11 protein-coding genes are annotated in these 12,878 nt (G+C 72.3%); 8 read left to right on the forward strand and 3 right to left on the reverse strand.

Annotated elements, in window-relative coordinates; genetic code table 11:
* A partial coding sequence (locus NHL53_RS13265) for an ABC transporter permease (RefSeq protein ID WP_433777352.1) occupies positions 1-1,047 on the reverse strand: 1,047 nt, incomplete at its 3' end.
* Positions 1,044-2,519, reverse strand: a complete 1,476-nt coding sequence (locus tag NHL53_RS13270; RefSeq protein WP_433777388.1) for a sugar ABC transporter ATP-binding protein — start codon at positions 2,517-2,519, stop codon at positions 1,044-1,046. The genes NHL53_RS13270 and NHL53_RS13265, both read right to left, overlap by 4 nt.
* 299 nt (positions 2,520-2,818) lie before the next feature.
* On the opposite strand from NHL53_RS13270, the gene NHL53_RS13275 reads away from it, so the two are divergent.
* The 8 genes from NHL53_RS13275 (at position 2,819) to NHL53_RS13310 (ending at position 11,902) form a co-directional block, all read left to right on the forward strand.
* Positions 2,819-3,871, forward strand: a complete 1,053-nt coding sequence (locus NHL53_RS13275) for a substrate-binding domain-containing protein (protein WP_433777354.1) — start codon at positions 2,819-2,821, stop codon at positions 3,869-3,871.
* A 65-nt stretch (positions 3,872-3,936) separates the two neighbouring features.
* On the forward strand, positions 3,937-4,797 hold the full coding sequence (locus NHL53_RS13280) for an SCO3242 family prenyltransferase (protein ID WP_433777355.1): 861 nt from the start codon (positions 3,937-3,939) through the stop codon (positions 4,795-4,797).
* Complete coding sequence (locus tag NHL53_RS13285; protein ID WP_433777356.1) at positions 4,794-6,197, forward strand: EboA domain-containing protein; 1,404 nt, start codon at positions 4,794-4,796, stop codon at positions 6,195-6,197. Before NHL53_RS13280 ends, NHL53_RS13285 begins: the two co-directional genes overlap by 4 nt.
* A gap of 5 nt (positions 6,198-6,202) precedes the next feature.
* Positions 6,203-7,087, forward strand: a complete 885-nt coding sequence (locus NHL53_RS13290) for a TatD family hydrolase (RefSeq protein WP_433777357.1) — start codon at positions 6,203-6,205, stop codon at positions 7,085-7,087.
* 1 nt (position 7,088) lies between these two features.
* Positions 7,089-8,246 (forward strand): metabolite traffic protein EboE, encoded by a 1,158-nt coding sequence (gene eboE / locus NHL53_RS13295; protein WP_433777359.1) that lies wholly within the window; start codon positions 7,089-7,091, stop codon positions 8,244-8,246.
* A gap of 11 nt (positions 8,247-8,257) precedes the next feature.
* Positions 8,258-9,670, forward strand: a complete 1,413-nt coding sequence (locus NHL53_RS13300; RefSeq protein WP_433777360.1) for an alkaline phosphatase family protein — start codon at positions 8,258-8,260, stop codon at positions 9,668-9,670.
* A 100-nt stretch (positions 9,671-9,770) separates the two neighbouring features.
* Positions 9,771-10,859: a Gfo/Idh/MocA family protein gene (locus NHL53_RS13305; protein ID WP_433777361.1), complete on the forward strand. Its 1,089-nt coding sequence runs from the start codon at positions 9,771-9,773 to the stop codon at positions 10,857-10,859.
* A 26-nt stretch (positions 10,860-10,885) separates the two neighbouring features.
* Entirely contained in the window at positions 10,886-11,902 is a 1,017-nt protein-coding gene (locus NHL53_RS13310; RefSeq protein ID WP_433777362.1) for a sugar phosphate isomerase/epimerase family protein, read from the forward strand.
* A gap of 102 nt (positions 11,903-12,004) precedes the next feature.
* Here NHL53_RS13310 and NHL53_RS13315 read toward each other — a convergent pair whose 3' ends face one another.
* On the reverse strand, positions 12,005-12,796 hold the full coding sequence (locus NHL53_RS13315; protein ID WP_433777363.1) for a siderophore-interacting protein: 792 nt from the start codon (positions 12,794-12,796) through the stop codon (positions 12,005-12,007).
* Positions 12,797-12,878 lie beyond the last annotated feature (82 nt).

Raw genomic sequence — 12,878 nt, forward strand, 5'->3', positions numbered from 1 at the left:
CCACGCGCTCGCCCGCCGAGCCGCGGCCGAGTCCGCGGCCCCGGGACGCGACGCGAACCGCTGCTGGAGCAGCACCGCCACGACGATGATCACGCCCTTGGCGAGCGCCTGGACCGAGGAGGAGAGGTTGTTCTGCACGAACACGTTCGACAGCGTCGCGAAGATGAGCACGCCGAAGACGGTGCCGGTCATCGTGCCCTTCCCTCCCGCGAGCAGCGTGCCGCCGACCACCACGGCGGCGATCGCGTCGAGCTCGTACAGCATGCCGTGCGTCGACGTGCCCGCGGTCGTGCGTCCGAGGATCATGACCGCCGCGATGCCCGCGGTGAGGCCGGAGATCGCGTAGAGCCACATCGTGTGCCGCTTCACCTTGATCCCCGCGAGGCGCGCGGCCTCGGGGTTGCCGCCGATCGCGATCGTGCGGCGTCCGAAGGTGGTGCGGTTGAGGAGGAACCAGCCGGCGATCGCGACGACCGCGAAGATCCAGATGAGCACGTCGACGCCCAGGAGGTCGACGTTCATCGCGCGGACGAAGCCCCGGTCGGAGATGACGAGCGTGCGGTTCTGCGCCATGATCTCCGCGAGCCCGCGGGCGCCGACCATCATCGCGAGGGTCGCCATGAAGGCCGCGACCTTGCCGTAGGCGACGACGATGCCGTTGATGAGCCCCGCGACGAGCCCCGTCGCGAGCGCGATGAGCACCATGACGCTCCAGTGGACGCTGTCGGCGAGGTCCTGCACGGCTGCGAGCGTCGCGGCCACCGATGCGAGGCCCATCACGGAGCCGACAGACAGGTCGATCCCTCCCGACAGGATCACGAAGGTCATCCCGACGCTGATGACGCCGATGATGGATGCCTGCCGCAGGATCACGAGCATGTTGTCCACGGTCGTGAACGTGTTCGGGGCGGTCACCGCGCCGACGACGAGGATGAGCACGAGCGCCAGGACGAGCCCGAGGTTGCGTCCGACCGACCCCGAGAAGATGCGTCGCAGCAGCGAGGGCGGGGAGGCGGTCGTGGTGGTGTCAGAGGCCTGAGCGCTCACGCTGCGGCTCCTTTCATGACGAGATCGAGCACGCCGTGCTCCGTGATCTCGGAAGAGGGAAGGGTGGCGAGGACGCGACCGTCCCCGATGACGAGCACGGTGTCGGCGAGGCCGAGGACCTCCTCGATCTCGCTGGAGATCACGACGACCGCGTTGCCGGCGTCGGCGAGGCGGCGGATGAGGGCGTAGATCTCGGCGCGCGCGCCGACGTCGACGCCGCGCGTCGGCTCGTCGAGCAGGAGGATCCTGCTGCCGTGCACGAGCCAGCGGGCGAGGAGGATCTTCTGCTGATTGCCGCCGGACAGGGTGCCGGCGGGGCGCGTGGAATCGGCGGGACGCAGCTCGAGCGCGTCGATCTGCGCGTCCGCGGCGCGGCGCTCCGCCCCCTCGTCGAGGAGGCCGGCGCGAGCCATCCGCGCGAAGGTGGGGAGCGTCACGTTGCGGTAGATGGGCTCGCCGAGCAGCAGTCCCTGCGACTTGCGCTCCTCGGGGCTGAGGCCCATGCCCGCCTCGACCGCGGCCACGACGGATCCGCGGGGGAGCGGCCGGCCGTCGACGCGGACGGAGCCGCTCGTCGCGCGGCGGGCGCCGTAGACGGTCTCGAGGATCTCGGAGCGCCCCGATCCGACGAGGCCGGCCAGGCCGACGATCTCGCCCGCGCGGACGGAGAAGCTCACGTCCTCGAAGAGCTCCTCGAGCGCGAGATCCGTCACGTCGAGAAGGACGGCGGCGTCGTCCGGGACGCCAGGCGACGCGGGGAAGACGTTCTCCACCGCGCGTCCGGTCATGTGGCGGATGAGCTCGTGCGTGGGTGTATCGGCCACGTCGAGATTGCTCGCCATCGAGGCGCCGTCCTTGAGCACGGTGATGCGGTCGCCGATCGTGCGGATCTCCTCGAGGCGATGGGTGATGTAGATCACCGCGATGCCCTGTGCGGTGAGCTCGCCGACGACGCGGAAGAGGTTCTCGACCTCCTCGGCGTCGAGCACGGCGGAGGGCTCGTCCATGACGATGAGGCGGATGTCGTGGGAGAGGGCCCTGGCCATGCTCACGATCTGCTTCTCGGCGGCGCTCAGCGATCCGACCTCGGTGTGCGGCGAGAGCTCTCCGTGGCCGAGACGCTGGAGCAGGCGCGTCGTCTCGGTCGCCTGCTCGGCGCGGCGGGTGACGCCGCCGCGGGACAGCTCGTGGCCGAGGAAGACGTTCTCGGCGATCGTGAGGCCGTCGACGACGTCGAGCTCCTGGTGCATCGTGGCGATGCCGAGCTCGATCGCCGCCTGGGGCGTCGGGATCTCCACGCTCTCGCCCTGCCAGGAGATCTCGCCGCTGTCGGGCTGATGCACGCCCGCGAGGGTCTTGATCAGGGTCGACTTGCCGGCGCCGTTCTGCCCGAGAAGGCAGTGGACTTCGCCGGGCACGACGTCGAGGTCGACGCCGCGCAGGGCTTTCACCGCTCCGAACCGCTTCGTGATGCCGCGGATGGAGAGTAATGACGATGGGTGGTCATCTTTGATCACTCAGCGAACATAACATGACGGTGACTCGGCGCAACAGGGGGGAGCGGAACTTTCTCCTCCCGGGGCTCGACGCCGGGCGCCCCCCCTCGAACGCGTGGGCGCACGGGCGCCGCCTCCCACTTTTGACAAGTAATGCGCAAAAGCTGTGCATCCGAGGTTCACTTCTGCTAGCGTCTGCCTCGTCGATGAGGACGGCCCCGCACGGGCGCCGACGTGCCACGTCGATCCATCTGCATCAGGTTCAAGGAGGAAACATGCAGACACAGCGCAGCATGCGGACGCGCCCGCTCGTCACCGGCTTCGCCGCCCTCGCCGCCCTCGGGCTGCTGGCGGGATGCACCAGCGACGGCTCGGAGGGCGCCGCGGGCGCCGGCGAGCAGGGCACGACCGCGGAGGAGAACCAGGCCTCGGGCGACGCCGTCACGATCGGCTGGTCGGGTCCCGAGGCCGATCACGGCTGGCTCGGCGCCATCAACTCGGGCGCGCTCGACGCCGCCGCGGGCTTCGACGACGTCGAGCTGCGGCAGGCCGAGGGCACGAACGACGCGAACCAGCAGATCGCGGCGGTCGAGCAGTTCATCAACCAGGACGTCGACGCGATCGTCCTGCTGCCGACCGACGGCGCCGCGCTCACGGAGGTCGCGATGAAGGCGATGGAGGCGGGCATCCCGGTCATCAACGTCGACCGCGAGTTCTCCGACTCCGCCGCCTCGCGGATCACCGTGCTCGGCGACAACTACGGCATGGGCGTCAGCGCGGGCCACTACATGTGCGAGCAGCTCGCCGACGCCGACGACCCCGTGATCGGCGAGATCGCCGGCATCGACTCGCTGCCCCTCACGCAGGACCGCACGCAGGGATTCAACGACGCCCTCGCCGAGTGCGGGCTCGAGGTCGGGCCGCGCGTCGCGGCCGACTTCACGGTGGCCGGCGGCGAGACGGCCGCCTCTCAGCTGCTCTCGGCGAACCCCGAGATCGACGCCATCTGGAACCACGACGACGACCAGGGCGTCGGCGTCCTCGCCGCCATCGAGTCGTCGGGCCGCAGCGAGTTCTTCCTCGTCGGCGGCGGCGGAAGCGTCAACATGATGGATCGCATCGAGGCCGACGACAGCGTGATCAAGGCCACGATCGTCTACCCGTCGACCCAGGCGGCCGACGGCATCGCCCTCGCCCGCCTGCTCGCCCAGGGCAAGACGATGAGCGACCTCGTCACGCCGAGCGTGCCGTACCGCATCGTGCTCGACGCCCCGGTCGTGACGGTCGACAACGTCGAGGACTACATCGGACTCGCCTTCGAGTCCTGACACCCGGGCTCGTCAGCGCCGGCGGCGTCGGCGCTGACGAGCCTGCCCTCGGAAGGGAGCGACAGATGGCTCTGAGAGACGTGCTCGAACTCGTCCGGGCGCCCGCGATCCTCACCGTGATCGGCGACGGCATCGCCGGAGCGGCATCCGCGGGACCGCTTTCGGCGCGCACCGCCGCCGCCTCCACCGCGTCGGCCGCCCTCTACGCCGCGGGGATGGCCCTCAACGACGTGGTCGACGCCGACCTGGACGCCGTCGAGCGCCCCGAGCGACCGATCCCCTCCGGCCGGATCTCGCGCGGACGGGCCCTCGGGATCGCGACGGGCCTCACGGCCGCGGGAGTCGCGGTCGCCGGATCCGCGGGCCCCCGCGCGCGGCGCATCGCGCTGCCGCTCGCCGGATGCGTCTGGCTCTACGACCTCGTCGCCAAGCGGGGACGCCTCGGCCCCGTCGCGATGGCCGCCTGCCGCGGCCTCGACGTCCTGATGGGAGCGGCGTCCTCCCCGCGGGCTGCGCTCCTTCCCGCGGGCGCGATCGCCGCGCACACGATGGCGGTGACGCAGGTGTCTCGCGGAGAGGTGCACGGGACCTCCCGCGCCGCCTCCGTGGCCGCGGCCGCGCTCTCCGTCGCCGCATCGGGAGCCGCGATCGCCGCGGCTCGCGAGCACCGCGGGCGACGCGCAGGCGCGGCGATCGGCGCCGCCGCGTTCCTCGCGACGGTGCTCCCCGGATTCGTGCGCGCGGCGCGCGATCCGAGCGCTCGTCACGCGCGGGACGCGACCCGACAGGGGATCCGCGGGATGGTGCCGCTCCAGGCGGCGTTCGCCGCCGCGGGCGGATCCGGGAGGGGCGCGATGATCCTCGCGGCGGTCGACGCGATCGGCCGCCTGCTCGCCGCGAAGAGAAGACAAGGAGACGTGACATGACCGAATCGAACACGATGACGTGGGCGCCCGGATACGGAACCAACGGATTCGCCGAGCACGCCCTCGACGACTGCCTCGACGTCATCCAGACGACGGGATACGAGGCCGTCGCCCTCACCCTGGGCCCCGCGCACTTCGACCCCTTCGCGTCCGACTGGCGCACGCGCGCCGAGGCGCTCGCCGACGATCTCGCACGGCGCGGACTCCGCGTGGTCGTCGAGACCGGCGCGCCGTACGCGCTCGACGCCTTCCGGCCCTTCCGGCCCTCGCTCGCGGACCGCGACGCGATCTCCCGCGTCGCCCTGCTCGAGCGGGCGATCGAGATCGGACGCATCCTCCGAGCGGAGTGCGTCTCGCTCTGGAGCGGAGAGCTCCCGGACGGCGCCGACGCGGAGGAGGGGTGGCGGCTGATCGGCGAGCGGCTCCGAGCGCTCGCCGATCAGGCGGAGCGGGCCGGCGTGCGCCTGTCGATCGAGCCCGAGCCGGGGATGATCGTCGAGACGGTGGCGCAGGCGCGTCGCTGGATCGAGCTCGCCGGCGCCCCCGCCGGCGTGGGGATCACGGTCGACCTCGGGCACTGCATCGTCGTCGACGAGCCGGGCGGCGTCGCCGGCGCCATCCGCGCCGCGGGAGACCGTCTCTTCAACGTGCAGGTCGACGACATGCCGACGGGCGTCCACGACCATCGCGCGCTCGGCGACGGCGACCTCGATCTCGCCGCCGCGTTCGCCGCTCTCGACGAGATCGGCTACGCCGGCGTCGCCGCGCTGGAGCTGCCGCGCCACTCCGGCGATGCTCCGAGGGTCGCCCGCGAGAGCCTGCGGATCATGCGCGATCTCGCCGCCGGTGTGGACGCCTGGACGCGCGACGCGATCCGAACGGTCTCCCGCGAGCCCGAGCGGATCCCCGAGCTCGTGGCGGAGGCGACGCGAGCGGTGGGGCGGGGCGCTCCTGCGATGCGCGCCCGCGTCGCCCTTCTCGGAGCGCTGCCCCCGGACGGGAGCGGCGCCGATGCGGCGCGGCGCCTCTATCAGCGCGGCGACGCCGACGAGCGCATCGCCGTGCTGCGCGCGCTCGGCGTCCTCCCCGACCCCGCCGACGCCTGGATCCGCACGGGAAGGGAGATCGTCGCGGACGCGCTCCGCGCCAACGACCCCCGCATCGTCGCCGCCGCGATGGGCGCGTTCGCCGAGCGGCACCTCGACGCCGCCTCCTGGCGCCAGGGCGTCCTCAAGCTCGTCTTCATGGGCGAGCCGCTGGCGCAGGTCGCCGGCCTGGAGCGACGGCGCGACGACGAACTGGCCGACATGGCCGACCACTTCGCCCAGGAGCGGAGGGCGGCCGGTCGCACGATCCCCGAGGACCTCGCGCTGATCCGCGGGGTCAGGACGGCGAGGTGAGCGCCATGCGCATCTTCGATCCCCACATCCACATGTCCGCCCGCACGACGGACGACTACGAGGCGATGCACGCCGCCGGCGTGCGCGCGGTCGTCGAGCCCGCCTTCTGGCTGGGGCAGCCGCGCACGTCCGCGGCGAGCTTCCTCGACTACTTCGACTCCCTCATCGGCTGGGAGCGCTTCCGCGCGGAGCAGTTCGGCATCCGGCACCACTGCACGATCGCCCTGAACCCCAAGGAGGCGAACGACCCGCGCTGCCGGGAGGTGCTCGTCGAGCTGCCCCACTACCTCCGCAAGGACGGCGTCGTCGCGATCGGGGAGACCGGATACGACTCCATGACGCCGGAGGAGGACGAGGTCCTCGCCCAGCACCTGTCGCTGTCGCTCGAGTTCCAGCTTCCGGTTCTGGTGCACACCCCGCACCGCGACAAGGAGCGCGGCACGCGCCGCACGCTCGACGTCATCGCCGAGTCGGGCGTGCCCTCGTCCGCGGTCCTCGTCGACCACCTCAACGAGATGACGGTCGACGCGGTGCGGGACAGCGGCGCCTGGATGGGGTTCTCGATCTACCCCGACACGAAGATGGACGAGCAGCGCATGGTCGCGATCCTCCAGCGCATCGGCCTCGACCGGGTTCTCGTGAACTCGGCGGCGGACTGGGGGCGCTCGGATCCGCTGAAGACGGCGAAGACCGGGGAGGCGATGCGCCGGGCGGGCTTCTCGTCCGACGACATCGACCGCGTGCTGTGGCGCAACCCCGTGGAGTTCTACGGGCAGAGCGGACGCCTGAACATCGACCCGATCCCCGGCTTCGACATCGCGGCACCCTCGTCCGACACGTTCTCCGGGAACTCCGTCCTGCGCGGTGCGCCCTCGGCGAGGGCGGTCTGACGTGCGCCTCTCCTACTGCACCAACGTCCATCCCGCCGAGGACCTCGACGGGATCATCGCCCAGCTGCGCGCGCACAGTGGCCCCGTCCGACGCGAGGCGGGGCTCGACCGCCTCGGCGTCGGCCTCTGGCTGCCCGTCGGAGCGGCCGCACTCCTCGCGCGCGACCCCGCGGCGAGGGCGCGGCTCGCGGCGGCGCTCGACGAGGAGGGCCTCGAGCTGCGCACGGTCAACGGCTTCCCCTACCGGGGGTTCCACGACGAGGTCGTGAAGCTGCGCGTCTACCAGCCCGACTGGACGCGGAGCGAGAGGCTGGAGTTCACGAAGGACTGCGCGACGGCGCTCGCCCACCTCCTCCCCGCGGGGGAGGAGGGAAGCATCTCGACCCTTCCCCTCGGATGGCGCCACGGGTGGTCCGACGCGGACGACGAAGCCGCCGAACGCGCGATGCTCGAGCTCATCGAGCACCTCGTCGAGCTCGAGCGCACGACGGGGAGGACGGTGCGCATCGCGATCGAGCCGGAGCCCGGGTGCATTCTCGACGACGTCGAGGACGTCGTCTCGTGGCTCTCCGCGCGACCGCGTCTGATCGCGGACGGACGCATCGGGGTGTGCCTCGATGCATGCCACCTCGCGGTCTCCTTCGCCGACCCGCAGAGGGCGGTCGCGCGCATCGCGGACGCCGGGATCCGGATCGTGAAGGTGCAGGCGTCCGCCGCGCTCGAGGTCCCGGATCCGTCGAGCGCCGAATCGCGCGCGGCGCTCGCGGCCTTCGCGGAGGACCGGTACCTGCACCAGGTGCGCGCGGCTCCGGACCCCGCGGGCGCCGTGCGCGCGGCCGACGACCTCGGCGAGGCGCTCTCCGCGTCCGCCTGGCCCGTGGATCGGCCCTGGCGCGTGCACGTCCACATCCCGCTCCACGTCACGCCCGAGGCGCCGCTCTCGTCGACGCAGGACGTCCTGCGGGAGGCCGTCGACGCCGTCCTGCGCGCCCCCGGCGGACGCGACGCGCACCTGGACATCGAGACGTACACCTGGTCCGTGCTGCCCGCGTCACTGCAGCCGACGAGCCTCGTCGCGGGAATCGCGAGCGAGGTCCGCTGGGCGGTGCGGGAGCTGGACCATGCGACGACCCCGACCGGATCCGTTGCCCGCTCATGAAGGAGGACACGATGAAGAAGGTGCTTCTGATCGACGTCGTGGGGCTCACCGCCCAGGCGCTCGAGCACATGCCGACCCTGCGGCGTCTCGCCGACCGAGGGCGCACGGCGCGGCTCAACACGATCCTCCCCGCCGTCACCTGCAGCGTGCAGTCGACGATCCTGACGGGGCGCCCGCCGCGCGAGCACGGGATCGTCGGCAACGGGTGGTACTTCCGGGGTCTCGGCGACGTGCTGCTCTGGCGGCAGCACAACGTCCTCGTCGAGGGCGAGAAGGTCTGGGACGAGGTGCGGCGGACCCACCCCGACTATCGCGTCGCGAACGTCGGATGGTGGTACGCGATGGGGGCGGAGACCGACGTGGTCGTGACGCCTCGGCCCATCTACCACGCCGACGGGCGCAAGAGCCCCGACGCCTACGTGCGTCCCGCGTGGCTCCACGACGAGCTGGTCCGCTCCCTGGGGGAGTTCCCGCTGTTCCAGTACTGGGGGCCGACGGCGTCGATCGTGTCGAGCAGATGGCTCATCGACGCGGCGCGCGGCCTCCTGCAGGGGCGCTGGAACGACGACGACGCCGACCTGACGCTGCTCTACGTGCCCCATCTCGACTACGCGCATCAGAAGCACGGGCCGAGCGCGCCGGAATCGCGGGAGGCGGCGGCGGAGCTCGATCGCACGCTGGCGCCGCTGCTCGCGGACGCGGAGGCGCTCGGCATGACGATCATCGTCCTCGCGGAGTACGGCATCACCGAGGCCGAGCAGCCGGTGCACATCAACCGCGCGCTGCGCCGCGCCGGTCTCCTCGAGGTGTACGTGCAGCAGGGGCGAGAGCAGCTCGACCCCTGGACCTCTCGGGCGTTCGCCGTCTCGGATCATCAGGTCGCCCACGTCTACGTGAAGGACCCCGCCGATCTCGAGCGCACCGCGGAGGCCATCCGAGACCTCCCCGGTGTGGACCTCGTGCTCGACAGGGAGGCGCAGGCCTCCCACGGCATCGACCACCCCCGCGCGGGGGATCTCGTGATCGTGGCGAAGCCGGGCGCATGGTTCACCTACTACTTCTGGCTCGACGACGCGCGTGCTCCGGAGTACGCGCGGGGCGTGGACATCCATCGCAAGCCCGGGTACGACCCCGCCGAGCTGTTCTTCGACCCCGCGGACCCGCTCGCCAAGGCCAAGGCCGGACTGAACCTCGTCAGGAAGAAGCTCGGCCTCCGATACGCGATGAGCACGGTGCCGCTCGACGCCTCGCACGTGCGGGGCACGCACGGCCGCCTTCCCGATCGTCCCGAGGACGCCCCGCTGATCATCGTGTCCGACCCGGATCTGATCGACGCCGAGACGGTGGATGCCGCGGCGGTGCGCGACCTCGTGCTCGCCGCCCACGGGCTGACGTCCCGATCGCTCGCGGAGGCCGCGACATGAGCGCGTCCTCGCGGCGGTCCGCGTGCCGCGCACGCGACGCGCCGCCGACCAGCCGATCCGCCCCGACCGCCCCCGCTCCGCGCCCCCTGCAGGAGGACCGATGACCACCCCCGACACCCCCCTCCGCGCCGCCTTCGTGGGCGCGGGCATGATGGGCCGCGCCCACACCACGGCGGCGCGAGCGGCCCGAGCCGACCTCGTGGCGATCTCCTCGTCCCGCCGGAGCCGCGCGGAGGAGGCCGCGGCGGAGCTCGGCGTCGCCTGCGCCGAGCCCGGGATCGACGAGATCGTCGCGCGGGACGACATCGACGTCGTCCACGTCTGCAGCCCGAACGCGCTGCACCGGCCGCAGGCCGAGGCGGCGATCGCCGCCGGACGACACGTGATCTGCGAGAAGCCGCTTGCCACCGCCGTCGGCGACGCGGAGGCGCTCGTCGCCGCCGCGCGCGATGCCGGAGTCGTCGGCGCCGTGCCGTTCGTCTACCGCTACCACCCGATGATGCGGGAGGCCCGCGCGCGGATCGCCGCGGGCGAGCAGACCGTGCTCTCCGTCGACGCGCGCTACCTGCAGGACTGGATGCTCTCGGAGGACGACGAGAACTGGCGCACGGCGAGCGACGCCGGCGGACCCTCCCGCGCCTTCGCCGACATCGGATCGCATCTCTTCGACGCCATCGAGTTCGTGACGGGGCAGCGGGTCGCGCGGCTCCAGGCCGTGACGCGCCGCATCCACGACGAGCGCGGCGGATGCCCCGTCGACACCGAGGACCTCGCGGCCGTGCTGTTCGTGCTGTCCGGCGGCGCGCCGGGCACGGCGCTCGTCTCGCAGGTCGCCGCCGGACGCAAGAACGGTCTCGCGATCGAGGTGCACGGATCCCGCGAGTCGTACCTCTTCGAGCAGGAGGCCCCCGAGACGCTCCGGATCGGGCGGCGCGAGGGCACGACGATCCTCGAGCGGCAGGCCGACCTGCTCGCCCCCGACGCGGCCCGGCTGTGCCTCGTGCCCTCGGGACACCCCATGGGATACCAGGACGCGTTCAACGCGTTCGTCCGCGACGCCTATGCGGCGATCCGCGGCGAGACCCCCGAAGGTCTGCCGACCTTCGCCGACGGGCTGCGCGCCGCGCGCCTGACCGAGGCCGTCCTCGCCTCCGCGGCGACGGGCGACTGGATCGACACGGCAGAATGACCGACGCCCGCATCGAAGGAGATGACATGACCGAATCCGCACGTCTTCCCGTGACCCTGTTCACCGGCCAATGGGCCGACATGCCGTTCGAGGAGCTCGCCCGCAAGGCCTCCGAGTGGGGCTACGACGGACTCGAGATCGCCGCGTCGGGCGATCACCTCGACCTCCGCCGCGCCGACGAGGACGACGCCTACGTACGCGAGCGCCTCGACATCCTCGACCGGTACGGCCTGAAGGCGTGGGCGATCTCGCATCACCTCGGCGGGCAGGCCGTCTGCGACGACCCGATCGACTTCCGGCATCAGGCGATCCTCCGCGACGAGGTCTGGGGAGACGGCGACCCCGAGGGCGTGCGCCAGCGCGCCGCCGAGGACATGAAGCGCGCCGCGCGGGTGGCGCGCAGGCTCGGCATCGACACGGTGGTCGGGTTCACGGGATCCAGCATCTGGAAGTACGTCGCGATGTTCCCGCCCGTCTCGCAGGACGTGATCGACGAGGGATACGAGGACTTCGCCCGGCGGTGGAACCCCATCCTCGACGTGTTCGATGGCGAGGGGGTGCGGTTCGCCCACGAGGTGCACCCCTCGGAGATCGCCTACGACTACTGGACGACGGTGCGCGCCCTCGAGGCGATCGACCGGCGCCCGGCCTTCGGCCTCAACTGGGATCCCTCGCATATGGCGTGGCAGGGCGTCGACACGGTCGGATTCATCGGCGACTTCGCCGACCGGATCTATCACGTCGACTGCAAGGACACGCGCGTGCGCCCCGCGACGGGACGCCAGGGGATCCTCGGCTCCCATCTGCCCTGGGGCGACCCGCGCCGCGGGTGGGACTTCGTCTCGACGGGCCACGGCGACATCCCCTGGGAGGACGCCTTCCGCGCGCTCGCGGCGATCGGCTACGAAGGGCCGATCTCGATCGAGTGGGAGGACGCCGGGATGGACCGCGAGCACGGCGCGGCCGAGGCCGTCGGTCGGATCCGCGACCTGCTCTGGCCGCTCCCGACCGCCGCGTTCGACGCGGCGTTCAGCACCCAGTAGGCGAGCAGGAATCCGCGAGCGGCGCAGATATCCGGCGGAGGATCCGCGCCGCTCGCGCGCATCCGCGCCGCCCGCGAGGCGACGCCGGCGCCCGGCGCGGCGTCAGTGCGCCGCGTGGTACGTGTCGCCGGTGTCGTCGCGCTTCCAGTAGCCCTTCGCGACGATGCGCTCGGGGGCGACGCCCCAGCGCTCGCAGGCGAGGGCGCGGGCGGTCTTCACGATCGCCTGCTCGGCCGCGACGAACACGAAGGGGTCCTCGCCGGGGCGGTCCTCCGCCGTGAGCCGGTCGAGCGCGGCCGCGAGGGCCGTGCCGGGGAAGGCGTCGCCGCGGTGCACGTAGGTCACCTCCGCGGCGGTCTCGACGGGCACCTCGTGCGTGGCGTCCGGGACCTCGACGAGGATCCGCGCCGGCGCCCCGTCCGGGATGAGCGCGGCGTAGCGCCGGATCTGCGCCACCGCCGTCTCGTCGCCCGCGAGGAGCCATCCGGTGGGGGAGCCGTCGATCCGCAGCGTGCCGCGCGGCCCGCCGATGCCGACGATCGAGCCGATCTGAGCGGTGTCCGCCCAGACGCCGGCCACGCCCTCGTCGCCGTGCAGCGCGAACTCGAGGTCGAGGAACGGCGTGCCGTCCGGGTCCTCGCCCCACGCCACGGGCGTGAACTCGCGGCTCGGGGCCGCGCGCATCTCGTCCACGGTGTCGACGCGGCCGTCCGGGAAGAAGATGCGGATGTGGTCGTCGTGGCCCTCCGCGCCGAAGCCCCGCAGCTCGTCGCCCACGAGGCGCACCTTCGCGTATCCCGGAGTGATCCGCTCGCGGGCGGCGAGTGTGACGAAGCGGACGACGAGGTCGAGGGGCTCGCGGACGAGGGAGAACGGCGAAGTGGACGCGGTCATGGGACTTAGGCTAACCTGACCTGAGTCGGGTGAGGCTCGCCTTACCTTCCCTGAGGGGTGGGAGGCCCGGGCTCCCCGACCG

The sequence above is a fragment of the Microbacterium sp. gxy059 genome (genome assembly GCF_050958665.1).
In the GTDB taxonomy this organism is placed as follows: domain Bacteria; phylum Actinomycetota; class Actinomycetes; order Actinomycetales; family Microbacteriaceae; genus Microbacterium.